Below are 14,990 nucleotides of genomic sequence, written 5' to 3' on the forward strand. Positions count from 1 at the left end.
CCGCCGGCAGCAGGTCGCTGCCGACGGCCCTCCGACTCAGACGGTGAAGACGTTGATCAACCGGGTCAGCTCCCCGGAGAGCTGGTCCAGCTCCCGGGCGGCGGTCCGGGCGGAGTCGACGTCGGCCGCGGTGCGGTCGGCGTCGGTGGTCACGTCGTTCATCGTGTCGGTCACCGACGTGGCGCCGTCGGCCACCGAGTTCACGCTGCGGGACAGCTCGTTGGTGACCGCCGTCTGCTCCTCCACCGCGCTGGCGATGGTGGTCTGGTGGTCGTTCATCTCACGGATGACCGCGACGATCTGACTGATCGAACCGACCGCGGCGCTGGTGTCGGCCTGGATCGACTGCACCCGCTTGTGGATCTCCTCGCTGGCCCGCGAGGACTCCTGGGCCAGCTCCTTGACCTCGGTGGCGACGACGGCGAAGCCCTTGCCGGCCTCACCCGCGCGAGCCGCCTCGATCGTGGCGTTGAGCGCCAACAGGTTGGTCTGCTCGGCGACCGCCGAGATGACCTTGACCACCTCGCTGATCTCCCGCGAGCTGGTGCCCAGCGCCGCGATCGCCGTCTCGGTGCTGGCGGCCAGGTCGACCGCACCCTGCCCGACGTGGCTGGCGTCGCTGGCGCTGCGGGCGATCTCCCGGATCGCCGACCCCATCTGCTCGGCGCCGGCCGCCGCGGAGGTGACCCCGGAGCTGATGTCGGAGGCCGCCTGGTGGGCGTGCCGTGCCTGGTCCCGGCTGCGGGCGGCCCGCTCGCTCAGCCCGTCGGCCACCCGGGCCACGCCGGAGGCCGAGACCGCCAGCGAACCGGCGGCGGAGCCGATGTCGCGGATCGTGCCGGCCACCTTGTCGACGAACCGGTTGAAGGCGCCGGCGAGCTCGCCCACCTCGTCCTGTGCGGAGTCGTCGACCCGCTGGGTCAGGTCGCCCTCGCCGTCGGCGATCTCGGCCATCCGCTGCCGCAGGGCCTCCAGCGGTGCGGTCAGCCGCCGGCCCAGCCACCAGGCGAGCGCCAGACCGGCGAGCCCGACCAGCACTGCGGAGACGACCAGCGCACTGAGCATGGACGAGCGGCCGTCCTCCAGGCCCTGGACGGCGGCCGCGAAGTCGCTGTCCTGCGCGTCGACCACCAGGACCCAGTCCCAGGGCGCGTAGTAGCTGACCTGCACCGTGTGCGTCCCGGTCGCGGCGTCGCGGTACCGGACGGTCGCCTGCTCACCCGGCTCCAGCCCGACGGCGGCCGCCACCACCTCCTGGATCCAGGGCTTGCCGTCGGCGTCCTGCGCCTCCAGCAGGGAGGTGCCCTCGGCCTGCCCGTCCTTGCTGATCAGCACCGTGCCGGCCCGGTCGCCGGTGCCACCGAGGGCCCAGACGGTGCCGTTCTCGCCGGCAGCGGTGGTCTGCAGGCTCTCCCGCAGCGCGGGCAGGTTCTCCTGCTTCACACCCACGTAGAGCATGCCGATGACCTGTCCGCCCGCGTCGAACAGCGGCTCGTAGGCGGTGACGTACCAGGAGTCGACGACGAACGCCGTCCCGCGGTAGGTCTGGCCGTTCAGCACGGCGGAGACGACGGGGCTGGGCGCGCCGCCCGCGCCGGTCGCGGGGATGTAGGTGCCGATCGCCCGGGAGCCGGTGGCGCTGACCACGTTCGTCGCGACGCGGAGCATGTCCCCGGCGGGGTTCATCCGCTGGAAGACCGTCGCGGTGCCGCCGACCAGTTCCTGCACCTGGTCCACGACGGGGGTGGGCGCCGCGACGTCGGCGTTCTTGCCCAGCCACGTCCCGCCGACCTCGACGCGGGGAAGCGCGACGGGGACGACCTCGCCGGTCACCTGGTTCTTGGCATCCCAGGCGACGGTGTTGCGGGTGGCCGAACCGAGCCCGAAGCCGCCGGCCTGCTCCAGCACGTAGCCGGCCACCTCCAGGTCGTTGTCGACCGCCGCGGCGATCGAGTCGCCCTGGCTGGAGACGACGTCGTACACGCCGTCGGCGGTCTGCTCGATGCTGTGCTGGACCATCTCCTGGACGTCGGCCTTGGCGTCGTCGGCGAACTCGCCGCTCTGCCAGGCGCTCACCCCCAGCATGGCCGCCGCGGTCACGGTGACGCTGGCCACAGCCAGTGCCACCACCTTCGTCCTGATTCCCCTGCGCACGTGTGCTCCCTGGCCCGCTTCCCCGGACGGGAGAGATCCCCGCCTCGAACAAGGTCATCGGCAGCCGAGTGGATCTTCGGTACCGGCCGGCGTCCGCGTGCGTCCCACCAGCCGGACAGGAGTTCTCGGCGGGGCTGCGGTGCGCCGTACGCTCAAGGGGTGAGCCTCCCTGAACCCGCCGAGCTCCTGCCGGACCTGGACCGGTGGCGGGGGCTCCCCGCCGCCCAGCAGCCGGAGTGGCCCGACCGGGCCGCGGTCGACGCCGTGCTGTCGACCCTGTCGAGCGTGCCGCCCATCGTGGCGCCGGCCGAGGTCGACACCCTGCGCCTGCAGCTGGCCGACGTCGCCCAGGGCAAGGCCTTCCTGCTGCAGGGCGGCGACTGTGCCGAGACCTTCGACCTGAACACCGAGCCGCACCTGCAGGCGACCACCCGCACGCTGCTGCAGATGGCCGTCGTCCTCACCTACGGGGCGAGCGTGCCGGTGGTCAAGGTCGGCCGGGTGGCGGGCCAGTACGCCAAGCCGCGCTCGTCCAACACCGACGCCCTCGGGCTGCCCTCCTACCGCGGCGACATGGTCAACTCGCTGAACCCGGTGCTGGAGGAGCGGATCCCCGACCCGGGCCGGCTGGTGCGCGCCTACGCGAACTCGGCGGCGGCGATGAACATGATCCGCGCCTACGCCCGGGGCGGGCTGGCCGACCTGCACGCCGTGCACGACTGGAACAAGGACTTCGTCGCCAGCTCGCCGGCCGGGGTGCGCTACGAGGTCATCGCCCAGGAGATCGACCGGGCGCTGGCGTTCATGAAGGCCTGCGGCATCGACGACGCGGCGCTGCGCGGGGTGGAGCTGTACAGCAGCCACGAGGCGCTGATCCTGGACTACGAGCGCGCGCTGACCCGGATGTACGAGGGCCGCCCGTACGCGCTGAGCGCGCACTTCGTCTGGGTGGGGGAGCGCACCCGGCAGATGGACGGCGCGCACATCGAGTTCGTCTCCAGGCTGGCCAACCCGATCGGCGTGAAGATCGGTCCGGGCACCACCCCGGAGCAGGCGACCGAGCTGGTCGAGCGGCTGGACCCCGACGGCGTCCCCGGCCGGCTCACGCTGATCAGCCGGATGGGCAACGGCAAGATCCGCGACGTCCTCCCGGGCATCGTGGAGAAGGTCACCGCCAGCGGCCACCAGGTGGTGTGGCAGTGCGACCCGATGCACGGCAACACCCACGAGTCGCCCAGCGGGTACAAGACCCGGCACTTCGACCGGGTGGTCGACGAGGTGCTCGGCTTCTTCGACGTGCACCGCGGGCTGGGCACCTGGCCCGGCGGCATCCACGTCGAGCTCACCGGTGAGGACGTCACCGAGTGCCTGGGCGGGGCCATGGAGATCAGCGACGCCGACCTGAACAGCCGGTACGAGACGGCGTGCGACCCGCGGCTGAACACCGGCCAGTCGCTGGAACTGGCCTTCCTCGTCACCGAGATGTTGCGCGGCTGATGTACGGCATCGACACCGACGGTCCGGGGACCGGCACCGGCGCCGTCGACCTGCGTTCGGACACGCTCACCCGGCCCACCCCGGCCATGCGCCGCGCCATGGCCGAGGCCGAGGTCGGCGACGACGTCTACCGCGAGGACCCCACGGTCAACGCGCTCGAGGAGCGGGTCGCCGAGCTGTTCGGCCACGAGGCCGCGCTGTTCGTGCCCTCGGGGACGATGGGCAACCAGATCGGGCTGCGGCTGGTCTGCGAGCCCGGCCAGGAGGTGCTCGGGGACGCCGATGCCCACGTCCTCACCTACGAGATGGGTGCGGCGGCGGCCCTGTTCGGGCTCTCCTCGCGCACGGTGGTCTCCGCGGGGGGCCGGCTGTCGGCCGACCAGCTGATCGCCCAGGTGCGGCCGCACGGCGACTGGCACCTCACCGCGACGGCCGCGATCGCCGTGGAGAACACCCACAACCGCGGTGGCGGGCTGGTGCAGCCCCTCACCGAGCTGGAGCGGTTGTTCGCCTGGTCCCGCACCGCCGGGGTGAACGTCCACCTGGACGGCGCCCGCGTGTTCAACGCGTCGGTGGCCTCCGGCGTCCCGCTGGCCACCTACGGGCAGCTGGCCGACACCGCGTCGGTGTGCCTGTCCAAGGGGCTGGGCGCGCCGATCGGTTCGGTGCTGGTCGCGAACGCCGAGCGGATCGCGGCTGCCCGGCTGTGGCGCAAGCGGCTCGGCGGCGGGATGCGCCAGGTCGGCGTGCTCGCCGCGGCCGCGCAGCATGCGCTGGACCACCACCTCGACCGGCTGGCCACCGACCACGAGCACGCCCGCCTGCTCGCTGAGCGCCTCGGCGTGGACCCGGCGACGGTGGAGACGAACATGGTCGTCGTCGACGACGTCCCGGCCCCGGCCGTCGCCGAGGCCGCCAAGGCCCAGGGGGTGCTGGTCGGCCAGGTCAGCGCCCGGCGGGTCCGGCTGGTCACCCACCTCGACGTCGACCGGGACGGCGTGGAGCGGGCAGCCAAGGTGCTCACCCAGGTGATCGGCGACCTCGCCGGCTGATCCGGTGGCGTCGCTCCTGCCGACGCAGCACGGCCCGGCGCAGCGCGCTGGTGCACCACCACTCGGCGAAGCCGGTGGAGACCGGGTTCACCGCCGCGCGCAGCCGGCGCCCGACTCGGGCCATCCCACACCTCCCGCGCGCGGCGCCGTCGGCCGCCGAGGTCGATCATGGCCCACCGAGACCTGATCGAGACCCGGTGCGCGCTCGCGCTCAGGTGATCATCGCTGTCACAGTGGTGGCCTCGCCCGCACCCGCGGGCGAGAGCCGCGTCGCCGTCGACTCGAAGAGGTCCCCCCGTGCCAGAAGTCGAACCCGCCCTGGGCACCACGCCGCTGTTGCTGATCGCCGTGGCCGCCGTCGCCGTGCTGCTCGTGCTGATCATGAAGTTCAAGGTGCACGCCTTCGTGGCGCTGGTGCTGGTCAGCCTGCTGACCGCGCTGGCGACCCGGATCCCCACCGGGGAGGTCATCGAGACCCTGCTGGACGGGTTCGGCTCGACCCTGGCCGCCGTCGCGCTGCTCGTCGGGCTCGGCGCGATGATCGGCAAGCTGCTCGAGGTCACCGGTGGCGCCACCGTACTGGCGGACTCGCTGATCAACCGGTTCGGGGAGAAGCGGGCGCCGCTGGCCCTGGGCGTCGCGTCGCTGCTGTTCGGCTTCCCGATCTTCTTCGACGCCGGCTTCGTGGTCTTCCTGCCGATCATCTTCAGCGTCGCCCGCCGGTTCGGGGGGTCGGTGCTGCTCTACGCGCTGCCTTCGGCGGGTGCCTTCGCGGTCATGCACGCCTTCGTGCCGCCGCACCCGGGGCCGGTCGGCGCCGGCGACATCCTGGGCGCCGACATCGGGCTGCTGGTCGTCGTGGGCCTGGTCATCGGCATCCCCACCTGGTTCATCTCCTGCTACCTGTTCAGCCAGTGGATCGGCCGGCGGGTCGACGTGCCGATCCCGTCGACGCTGGCCGGCCGCAAGTCGGAGGCCGACGACCCCCGGGTCGACACCGATGTCGACGACGCGGACGGCGGCGGCACGGGTGGCAGTGGGGCCACCGCGGCCGCCGGGACGACGACCGCGACGGACACCCGGACCGGGCCGCCGAAGTTCAGCACCGTGCTGGCCCTGCTGCTCCTGCCGCTGGTGCTCATCCTGCTGAACACCGGCTTCAACACCCTGGCCACCGCCGGCGCGGTCGACGGCGAGGCCGGCTGGCTGGACTGGGTCACCCTGCTCGGTCAGACGCCGGTGGCGCTGCTGATCACCCTGCTGGTGGCCGCCGTGGTGCTCAGCCGCGAGCGGTTCTCCCGGTCCGAGACCGAGGACCTGCTCAACTCCTCGATCGGCCCGGTCGCGGCGATCATCCTGATCACCGGTGCCGGTGGCATGTTCGGCGGCGTCCTGCGGGCCAGCGGCATCGGCACCGCACTGGCCGAGAGCCTGGAGTCGATCGGCCTGCCGGTGATCGTCGCGGCCTTCGTGATCGCCACCTGCCTGCGCGTCGCCCAGGGCTCGGCGACGGTCGCGCTGCTGACCACCGCCGCGCTGATCGCCCCCGCGGTGGCGGAGAACGACCTGGCCCGGCTGGACACCGCGCTGGTGGTCATCGCGATCGCCTGTGGCGCCACCGTGCTCTCGCACGTCAACGACTCCGGGTTCTGGCTGGTCGGCCGGTTCCTGGAGATGGACGTGAAGACGACCCTGCGCACCTGGACGGTGATGGAGACGCTGATCGGGGTGGTCGGCTTCGCCATCGCCTGGGCGCTGAGCCTGGTCGTCTAGCGCCGGGCCCCGTCGTCCGGTGCACCGACCGGGGCCGGGCCGCCCGCGCGAGCGGACGACCCGGCCCCGGCTCAGCGACTCACCAGGTGCTGAACAGCAGGTCGTTGTCCGCGGTGCGGGTCGTGGGGACCCCGTCCTTCGTGGTCGCAGCGGTGATCGCGTCGGCCACCGTGGCCGGGGAGGCCGCCGGGTCGCCCTGCAGGTAGAGCGCTGCGACGCCGGCCACGTGCGGGGTGGCCATCGACGTCCCGCTGATCGTCCTGGTGGCCGTGTTGGACGTGTGCCAGGCGCTGGTGATGCCCACGCCGGGTGCGAACAGGTCGACACAGGCGCCGTAGTTGCTGAACGACGCCGGTGCGTCGGCCCGGTCGGTGGCGCCGACGGTGAGGGCGGCGTCCACCCGGGACGGCGAGCCGGCGCACGCGTCCTGCGGGACGCCGGCGGCGTCACCGTTCCCGGCCGCGACGGCGTAGCTGACCCCGTCGGCGATCGAGCGCTGCACGGCCCGGTCCAGTGCGCTGCTGGCGCCGCCGCCCAGGCTCATGTTGGCCACCGCGGGGGCGCTGGCCGGGTGGTGCGCGGTGACCCAGTCGATGCCGGCGATGACCCCGGCGTTGGTGCCGCTCCCTGCGCAGTCCAGCACCCGGACGGCGACCAGCCGCACCCCCTTGGCCACCCCGTACCGCGAACCGCCGACGGTGCCCGCCACGTGCGTGCCGTGGCCGTTGCAGTCGTCGGCGCGCCCGCCGTCCACCGCGTCGTAGCCGGAGACCGCGCGGCCGCCGAGGTCACCGTGTCCGAGCCGGATGCCGGTGTCGATGACGTAGGCGGTGACACCCGCGCCGGTCGCGGTCCAGCTGTAGGAGCCGCTGAGCGGCAGCGCCCGCTGGTCGGTGCGGTCCAGGCCCCAGGGGGCACTGGACTGGGTGGCCTGGAGCTGCACCGGGGCGTCCCGCTCGACGGCCGCGACACCGGGCAACGTGCCGAGCCGGTCGGCCACCTCGGGGCGCAGGGTGACGGCGAACCCGTTCAGCGCCGCGGTGTAGACGTGGTCGACGTGGCCACCCAGCCGGGCGCTGGCCAGGGCGGCGACGGAGGACGGCACCGAGCCGGGGGTGAGGCTCACGATGTAGGTGGCCGGAGCGCTCGGCGCAGCGGCGGCGGTCCCGGTGGTGAGGCCGAGGCCGCTGACGGTGAGGGCGGCCACAGCGGCGGTGGCCAGGGTCCTGCGGATCTGCACGGTGGTTCTCCTCGGTCCAGGGACATCGCAGTCAGCTGCGGGTCCGACACGGAGAGTGAAACCACTCGGTGCCGTTTGGGGAAGGTCCCTGGCCGTGAGATCGATTGCGGGCGGCGTTTCCGGCCGCCCGGGCGCGTCGCGGTCAGCCGGGGACGAGGCCGCCGTCGCGCAGTGCACAGAGCAGTGCGATGTCCTTGGCGTGGCCGTCGTCCTCGCTCGGGGTCTCCACGACCACCGGCACCCCGGCCATCGCCGGGTGGGTGAGCAGCTCGGCGAAGGGCGCTGCGCCGATCGAGCCGGCGCCGATGGTGGTGTGCCGGTCGCGGGTGGAGCCGCACCCGTCCAGCGAGTCGTTGGCGTGGACGAGCCCCAGCCGGCCCGGGCCCACGGTGGCCTCCAGCGCGTCCAGGGTCGCCGCCATCCCGCCCGGGGTGGCCAGGTCGTGCCCGGCGGCCCAGGCGTGGCACGTGTCGAAGCAGACGCCGACGGCGGGGTGGTGGTCCAGGGCCGCCAGGTAGGGGCCCAGGTCTTCGACGGTGGCCGCCAGCGATCTGCCGCCGCCGGCGGTGGGCTCGATCAGCAGCCGGGGTGCGCCCTCGGGCAGCTCGTCGAGCACCGGCAGCAGCCGCTCGTGCAGCTGGGCCAGCGCCGCGTCGTACCGGTCGGAGCCCACCGCCGACCCGGCGTGCACCACGACACCGGCGCACCCGAGCTGGGCACCCCGGGCGAGGTTGTGCCGGATGGTGGCGACCGACTGCTCGACGGTCGCCTCGTTCGGCGACCCGACGTTCACCAGGAACGGCGTGTGGATGAACGACGGGACCCCGCGCTCGGTGCACCCGGCGGTGAACGCGGCGTCCTGCGCCGGGTCGCCGGCACTGGGCCGCCACCCGCGTGGGTTGCCGACGAACACCTGGACGGCGCGGGCGCCCACGGCGTCGGTGTAGGCCAGCCCGCCCTTGGCCAGGCCGCCCTTGATCTGGATGTGCGCCCCGATCGCGGGCAGCACGGCAGACGAGGAGGTCACGGAGCGCAGGTCACCCGGACGTCGCTCACCCGAACGTCACCAGGATGGTGACCGACGAGCCCAGGTCGACGACCTCGCCGGCCCCCGGGGTCTGGCGGAGCACCTGGTTGCCGAAGAACTGGGTGACCTCGGCCTCCAGGCCGGCCTCCTCGAGGGTGGCGATCGCCTCCTCGCGGTTCTTGCCGGTGACGTCGGGGACCGCCACCTGGGGCAGCCCCTCGGACACGGTGATCGTCACCCGGCTGCCGTAGGGCTGCTCACCCGCCCCGGGGCCGGGGCTGACCGCCATGACCGCGCCGGTGGCGACATCGGCGCTGCGGCCGGTGGCCCGCTCGACGGTGAAGCCCAGCTGCTCCAGGTTGCTCTCGGCGGCGTCCGGGCTCTGGCCGACGACGTTGGGCACCGCGACCGGCGCCCGGCCGGAGGAGACCACGACGGTGACGGTGTCACCGCGCTTGAGCTCCGTCCCCGGCACGGGGTCGAAGCGGATCACGTCGCCGTCGCCCACCTCGTCGCTGTAGTCCTCCACGGTGCTGAAGGCCAGGTCGGGGAACTGGGTCTGCAGCTGGGTCAGGACGGCGTCGGCGGGCTGGCCGGCCAGCGCCGGGTCGACCGCGAACCGCTCCGGGCCCTTGGAGACGACCAGCTCCACGTCCGAGCCACGGATCGCCTCACCTGCGGCCGGGTCGGCGGTGATCACCGCACCGAGCGGCACCGTCTCGCTGAACTGCTCCTCGGCCAGCACCGGGTCCAGGCCGGCCTCCTGCAGCAGCCCGACCGCGGTGTCCTGGTCCTTGCTGAGCAGGTCGGGGACCTCGGTGTAGCGCCCCACGCCCAGCCACCAGCCGATCGCCCCGATGGTCACCGCGAGCAGCAGCACCACCGCGATGCCCAGCTGGGCGCGGCGGCGGCGGATGTGCGGTGGCACGCCGGGGCGGACGACGGGCGGGCGCGGGCCGATGCCCGGGCGGGCGCTGCCGACCGCGGTGGTCGGTCCGGGTCCCATGCCCGGCAGCACCGTGGTGCCCCGGCCGCGGTCCACCGGGCCGCCGAGGACCTCGGTGTGCGGCTCACCGCTTCGCCTGCCCGGCGCGCTGGGCTGCCGGGGGCGTGGTGCGGTCGGGCGGTTGGTCGGACGCAGCGTGGCGGGGTTGTCGGCCGGCAGGCCGGTGGGCACCGGGACGCGGGCCAGGCCCAGGTCGGCGCGCAGGTCGGCCAGCTCCGCCAGGAAGGCGCCGGCGTCCAGTGGCCGGGCGGCCGGGTCGCGCCGGGTGGTGCGGGTGACCAGTTCGTCGACCTGCCAGGGCACGGTCGGCACCTCGACCGACGGCACGGGCACGTCGTGGTGCACGTGCTGGTAGGCGACCGCCAGCGGGGTGTCGCCGGCGTAGGGCGGGTGCCCGGTGAGCAACTCGTAGAGCATCACGCCGGCGGCGTAGACGTCGCTGCGGGCATCGCTGCGGCCGCGCTCGAGCTGCTCGGGGGAGAGATAGGCGACCGTGCCGATGAGGACGCCGCCGGTGTGGCTGGTCTGCCCGGTGCCGGCCACCGCGCGGGCCAGCCCGAAGTCGGCGACCTTCACCTGGCCGTCGGTGGAGATGAGCACGTTCTCCGGCTTGATGTCACGGTGGACGATCCCGGCCCGGTGCGCAGCGGTCAGGCCGGCCAGCACCGGCTCCAGCACGGCGAACGCCTCGGCGACGGTGAGCCGGCCGCGGGCCTGCAGCAGGTCGCGCAGCGTGCGGCCGCGCACCAGCTCCATGACCAGGTAGACCAGGCCCTGGTCGCTGCCCTGGTCGCTGACCGACACCACGTTGACGTGGCTGAGCATCGCGGTGGCCCGGGCCTCCCGGGTGAACCGGTCGACGAAGGCGGGGTCGTGCGCCAGGTGCTCGGCCATGACCTTGACCGCCACGGTGCGGTGCAGGCGGAGGTCGGTGGCGGCGTAGACGGTGGACATGCCGCCCCGCGCCAGACGCTCCTCGAGGCGGTAACGCCCCTCGAGGACGAGGCCGACCACGGGGTCGGTCACGACGGTCTCCACGCCGTCGAGTCTAGGAGCGGATCGGGGTGCGTGGACCGAACGACGCGGGCTGCCAGGTCACGGTCTGGACTACAGGGACCTGGAGTGACCAGGTGGACGCGTGGGGTCGCCGGACGTGGTCGGTCCGGGGCGCCGGTGGCCAGCGGGGCGGCTGGGGCCGGACGGCGCGCCGTCCCGCCGTTCAGCGGCCGGGCCACGGCCGGACGACGGTGTCGCGCGGCACCGCCCGGACGTCGTCGACTCCACACAGGGCCATGGTGTGCGCCAGCTCCTCGCTCAGCCCGTCGATCACCCGAGCCACGCCGTCGGCACCCCCGGTGGCCAGCCCCCACACCGTGGGCCGGCCCAGGAAGGCCGCCCGCGCGCCCAGTGCAAGGGCGGTGAGCACGTCCGAGCCGCTGCGGATGCCCCCGTCGACGTAGACCTCGACCTCGTCCCCGACCGCATCGACCACCTCCGGCAGCGCCTCGGCGCTGGCGATCGCCGGGTCGGCCTGCCGCCCGCCGTGGGTGGAGACCCACACCGCGGCCGCGCCGGCGGCGACGCAGCGGGCCGCGTCGTCCCCGCGCAGCACGCCCTTGACCACCACCGGCAGCCCGGAGACGTCGGCGAACCGGCCGATGTCGGCGAAGGTCCAGGTGGGCGTCTCGGCTGCGGCCAGCGGCGGCTGCGGCCCGGACACCGGCGGGTGGTTGGCGAGCCGGAGCCCCGCGGGCAGCGCGAAATCGTGCCGCAGGTCGCGGTGCCGGCGGCCGAGCACCGGCAGGTCGACGGTGAGCACGAGCGCGCCGTACCCGGCCCGACCGGCGCGACGGGCCAGCTCGTCGGTGTGGCCGGGGGAGTGCAGCCGGTAGAGCTGGAACCAGCGGGGCCCGGCGGGGCGGGCTGCGGCGACCTCCTCCAGCGAGGTGGTCGCGCTGGTCGACACGGTCATCAGTGCGCCAGTGGCGGCCGCGCCGCGGGCGGTGGCCAGCTCGCCGTCCGGGTGCGCCATCGCCTGGTACGCCCACGGCGCGACCCCGATCGGGGTGGCCACCTCCGCGCCCAGCAGCGTGGTGCCCAGTTGCGCGGTCGCGATCCCGCGCAGCACCCGGGGGCGCAGCCGCCACGACCGCCAGGCGGCCGGCGCCTCGGCCAGCGTGGTCTCGGTGCCGGCGCCACCGGCGTAGTAGTCGGCGACGTCGGCCGGCAGCAGCTCGCGGGCCTGTGCGGCGAGCGCGTCGAGGTCCAGGTAGGGCGGCTCGCGGCCGGGGGCGTCCGGGGCGACCGGTGCCTCGGTGCCCCGCTGGGGCTGACTCAGCCGGGGACCGTTCGCCGGGGCTCCACTGTGCGCCATAGGCTGGCAGCCTATGGACACGTTCACCCCCGCGGAGGTCGCCGAGCAGCTCGGCGTCTCGACCAACAAGGTCCGTCAGCTGATCGCCGAGCGGAAGCTCATGGCCGTGCCCGGCAGCGGCAACAGCAAGATCCCGGTGGACTTCGTCCAGGACGGGGTGATCCTCAAGCACCTGCCCGGTCTGCTCACCGTGCTCTACGACGGTCGGTTCACCGACGAGGAGGCCTTCGAGTGGCTGTTCCGCGAGGACGACTCGCTGCCGGGCACGCCGGTGCAGGCACTGCGCGACGACCGGCACACCGAGGTCACCCGCCGGGCGCAGGCGCTGGCGCTGTAGCCGGCTGATCGGACACCTGGCCTACGGCGTGCTGGTGGTCGCCGTCCGGGGGCTGCCGACCCTGGCCAGCTGGGCGGCGGTCAACCGGCGGGCGAACACGGCCAGCCGCCGCGGCCGGGACACCCGGACCCGGCGGTCCAGCACCCGGTGGTCGGCCCGCTCGATCTCGGTGAGGATCCCGCCGTAGAGGGCGGTGGCCGCGCGCACGCAGTCCCGGGACTCCCGGGCCAGCATCGGGGTGCCCGGTGCCGCGTCGTCGTAGCGGCGGCGGGTGACCGCGACCATCTCCTGCATCAGCGCAGCGAACCCGGGGGAGTGCCGCTTGGCGGCCAGCTGCTCGCGGGTCACCCCGTGGGCGGCCATCAGGTCCGCCGGCAGGTAGACCCGGCCGCGGTCGACGTCCTCGGCGACGTCCCGCAGGAAGTTGGTCAGCTGGAAGGCCTCGCCGAGGGCGATGGCGTGCGGCGCGGCCTCCTCCCGGGTCACGCCCGGCGCGGTGCCGAGCACCGGCAGCACCTGCAACCCGATGACCGAGGCCGAGCCCCACATGTACCGGTCCAGGGCCGCGAGGTCGGCGTAGCCGGTGACGTCCAGGTCGCTGGTCATGGCGGCGAGGAAGTCGACCAGGTGCTCCATCGGGATGCCGTACCGGCGGTAGGTGTGCACCAGGGCGAGCCGGACGGGGTCGTCGGACCAGCCGGTCCGGACCTCCGCCAGCGCCGCCGTCGACCAGGCCAGCAACTCGCCCTCGGGGTCCCGGCCGGGCTGGTCGGCGCCGACGTCGACGATGTCGTCGGCCACCCGGGCGGCGGCGTACAGCGCGTGGATCGCGGCCCGGCGGTCCGGGGTGAGCAGCCGGGTGGCCAGGAAGTAGGACTTGCCGTGCTCGGCGGCGATCCCGCGGCACACCGCGTAGGCCGCGTCCAGCGCCGCCTGCTGCTCCGCGCGGCCGGGCGGTGGGACGGCGGTCATGCCGGCACCGGACCGGTGATCCGCTCGGCGGCGAGCCGGCCGCTGATGACCACCATCGGCACGCCGACGCCCGGCTGGACCGACGAACCTGCCAGGACGACGTTCTCCGGACCACCGCGGGGCAGGGTCGAGGGGCGGAAGGGGCCGGTCTGCCCGAAGGTGTGCGCCAGCGCGAACGGGGTGCCCGCGGCCATGCCCTGGGCGGCCCAGTCGACCGGGGTCAGCAGCTCCTCGACCTCGATCGCCTCGCTGACCCCGCTCCAGCCCCGCGCCTCCAGGGTGGCCAGCAGCTCCTCGCGGTAACGGGGGGCCAGCGCCGGCCAGTCCAGGTCGGGGTTGCCGCCGCTGCGCGGGTCCAGGTTGGGGGTGGGCGCCACCACGCTGATCACCTGGCCCCCGTCGGGGGCGAGCGAGCGGTCGGTCACCGACGGCATGCTGATCAGGAGGCTGGGATCGCTCATCGGCCGGCCGTCGCGGGTGAGCTCGGCGAACACCTGCTCCCAGGCCGCGCCGAAGCTGATCGTGTGGTGCGCCTGGCCGGGCAGCTCGGCCCGCACGCCGAGGTGCAGCGCCACGCAGGACGGCGAGTAGACCGGGCGCCTGGGGCCACGCAGGCCGGGCACCAGCCGGTGCGGGGCGTCGGCGGTGACCACGACGGCGTCGGCGGGCAGCAGGTCGCCGTCCTCGAGCGCCACCCCGGTGACCCGGCCGCCGGCCAGCTCCAGCTGGGCGACCTCCGTGCCGTAGCGGAACGCCACCCCGGCGTCGGCGGCGGCCGCGGCCATCGCCCGGGGGACGGCGCCGATCCCGCCCTGCGGGTGCCAGACGCCCGCCCCGATGTCGAGCTGGGCGATGACCGCGTAGGCGGCGATCGCCCGGAACGGGGAGACGCCGGCGTAGAGCGCCTGGAAGCTGAACAGCCGGCGCAGCCGGTCGTCGGTGAAGGCGGCCCCCACGTGATTGGACAGCCGGCGGAACCCGCCGCGTCGGGCCAGGGCGAGCAGCTCGGGGCCCAGCAGGTCCAGCGGGGAGTCCAGGTTGCGGTCGATGAAGGTGCGCAGCTGCAGCTCGTAGAGCTCGGCGAGGTCGTCGAGGTAGCGGAGCAGCGCGGCGGCCTCGCCGGCGCCGCACAGCCGCTCCACCTCGGCGGCGAAGGCGGTGCGGTCGGCGTGCACGTCCAGGTGCGACCCGTCGACGAACTGGGCCCGGTAGGTGGTGTCCAGGGGGGTGAGGGTCAGCCGGTCGGCCATCGTCTCGCCGACCGCGGCGAAGGCGTCGGCGATCAGGCCGGGGGCGGTGAAAACCGAGGGCCCGGTGTCCAGCGCGTACCCGGACCGCTCGACGCGGCCGGCCCGCCCGCCCGGCCCGGGGCAGCGGTCGACGACGGTGACCTCCCGCCCGGCACCTCGCAGCCGCAGCGCCGCGGACAACCCGGCCAGCCCCGCGCCGATCACCACGACCCGGTCGGTACGCCCCGGCACGGTGCGCACCTGACGGTTCAGCAGCTTCTTCGTCATCGCACCCCTCGACCACCAAAATGGCCATCCTGGTGGTCCAT

12 protein-coding genes are annotated in these 14,990 nt (G+C 74.3%); 4 read left to right on the forward strand and 8 right to left on the reverse strand.

Annotated features, from left to right (window positions below):
* Positions 1-36: 36 nt before the first annotated feature.
* Positions 37-2,154 (reverse strand): methyl-accepting chemotaxis protein, encoded by a 2,118-nt coding sequence (locus O2V63_RS06160; protein ID WP_269166666.1) that lies wholly within the window; start codon positions 2,152-2,154, stop codon positions 37-39.
* Positions 2,155-2,313: 159 nt separating this feature from the next.
* Here O2V63_RS06160 and O2V63_RS06165 point away from each other — a divergent pair, with 159 nt between their 5' ends.
* Both O2V63_RS06165 and O2V63_RS06170 read left to right on the forward strand, forming a co-directional pair.
* The gene (locus O2V63_RS06165) at positions 2,314-3,651 is read left to right on the forward strand and encodes a class II 3-deoxy-7-phosphoheptulonate synthase (protein WP_269166667.1); all 1,338 of its coding nucleotides are present in this window, start codon (positions 2,314-2,316) and stop codon (positions 3,649-3,651) included.
* On the forward strand, positions 3,651-4,703 hold the full coding sequence (locus tag O2V63_RS06170; RefSeq protein ID WP_269166668.1) for a threonine aldolase family protein: 1,053 nt from the start codon (positions 3,651-3,653) through the stop codon (positions 4,701-4,703). Before O2V63_RS06165 ends, O2V63_RS06170 begins: the two co-directional genes overlap by 1 nt.
* On the opposite strand, the gene O2V63_RS06175 is transcribed toward O2V63_RS06170, so the two are convergent.
* Entirely contained in the window at positions 4,672-4,827 is a 156-nt protein-coding gene (locus O2V63_RS06175; RefSeq protein ID WP_269166669.1) for a hypothetical protein, read from the reverse strand. The genes O2V63_RS06170 and O2V63_RS06175 overlap by 32 nt on opposite strands.
* Positions 4,828-5,000: 173 nt before the next feature.
* Here O2V63_RS06175 and O2V63_RS06180 point away from each other — a divergent pair, with 173 nt between their 5' ends.
* Positions 5,001-6,476, forward strand: coding sequence for a GntP family permease (locus tag O2V63_RS06180; RefSeq protein WP_269166670.1), 1,476 nt, complete (start codon positions 5,001-5,003; stop codon positions 6,474-6,476).
* A 79-nt stretch (positions 6,477-6,555) separates the two neighbouring features.
* On the opposite strand, the gene O2V63_RS06185 is transcribed toward O2V63_RS06180, so the two are convergent.
* The 4 genes from O2V63_RS06185 to O2V63_RS06200 all read right to left on the reverse strand — a co-directional run bounded on the left by O2V63_RS06185 (position 6,556) and on the right by O2V63_RS06200 (position 12,123).
* Complete coding sequence (locus O2V63_RS06185; protein ID WP_269166671.1) at positions 6,556-7,716, reverse strand: S8 family peptidase; 1,161 nt, start codon at positions 7,714-7,716, stop codon at positions 6,556-6,558.
* Positions 7,717-7,858: 142 nt separating this feature from the next.
* The gene (locus O2V63_RS06190) at positions 7,859-8,743 is read right to left on the reverse strand and encodes a deoxyribonuclease IV (protein WP_269166672.1); all 885 of its coding nucleotides are present in this window, start codon (positions 8,741-8,743) and stop codon (positions 7,859-7,861) included.
* A gap of 25 nt (positions 8,744-8,768) precedes the next feature.
* Positions 8,769-10,787 (reverse strand): Stk1 family PASTA domain-containing Ser/Thr kinase, encoded by a 2,019-nt coding sequence (locus O2V63_RS06195; protein ID WP_269166673.1) that lies wholly within the window; start codon positions 10,785-10,787, stop codon positions 8,769-8,771.
* 181 nt (positions 10,788-10,968) lie between these two features.
* Entirely contained in the window at positions 10,969-12,123 is a 1,155-nt protein-coding gene (locus tag O2V63_RS06200; protein ID WP_269166674.1) for an alpha-hydroxy acid oxidase, read from the reverse strand.
* Between the two features lie 13 nt (positions 12,124-12,136).
* Between O2V63_RS06200 and O2V63_RS06205 the strand changes: the two genes are divergently transcribed.
* Positions 12,137-12,460, forward strand: a complete 324-nt coding sequence (locus O2V63_RS06205; RefSeq protein WP_036336920.1) for an Rv2175c family DNA-binding protein — start codon at positions 12,137-12,139, stop codon at positions 12,458-12,460.
* 21 nt (positions 12,461-12,481) lie between these two features.
* Here the strand turns inward: O2V63_RS06205 and O2V63_RS06210 are convergent, their stop codons facing one another.
* Positions 12,482-13,432, reverse strand: coding sequence for a phytoene/squalene synthase family protein (locus O2V63_RS06210; protein WP_269166675.1), 951 nt, complete (start codon positions 13,430-13,432; stop codon positions 12,482-12,484).
* Positions 13,429-14,949, reverse strand: a complete 1,521-nt coding sequence (gene crtI, locus O2V63_RS06215; protein ID WP_269166676.1) for a phytoene desaturase family protein — start codon at positions 14,947-14,949, stop codon at positions 13,429-13,431. Before crtI ends, O2V63_RS06210 begins: the two co-directional genes overlap by 4 nt.
* Positions 14,950-14,990: the final 41 nt, after the last annotated feature.

It is taken from the genome of Modestobacter sp. VKM Ac-2977 (assembly GCF_026968045.1).
In the GTDB taxonomy this organism is placed as follows: domain Bacteria; phylum Actinomycetota; class Actinomycetes; order Mycobacteriales; family Geodermatophilaceae; genus Modestobacter.

Excerpts from the sequence above, each read along its gene's own strand:
- O2V63_RS06205 (WP_036336920.1), top strand. The coding sequence starts at position 12,137 with ATGGACACGTTCACCCCCGCGGAGGTCGCCGAGCAGCTCGGCGTCTCG.
- O2V63_RS06210 (WP_269166675.1), bottom strand. The coding sequence starts at position 13,432 with ATGACCGCCGTCCCACCGCCCGGCCGCGCGGAGCAGCAGGCGGCGCTG.
- O2V63_RS06200 (WP_269166674.1), bottom strand. The coding sequence starts at position 12,123 with ATGGCGCACAGTGGAGCCCCGGCGAACGGTCCCCGGCTGAGTCAGCCC.
- O2V63_RS06175 (WP_269166669.1), bottom strand. The coding sequence starts at position 4,827 with ATGGCCCGAGTCGGGCGCCGGCTGCGCGCGGCGGTGAACCCGGTCTCC.
- O2V63_RS06170 (WP_269166668.1), top strand. The coding sequence starts at position 3,651 with ATGTACGGCATCGACACCGACGGTCCGGGGACCGGCACCGGCGCCGTC.
- crtI (WP_269166676.1), bottom strand. The coding sequence starts at position 14,949 with ATGACGAAGAAGCTGCTGAACCGTCAGGTGCGCACCGTGCCGGGGCGT.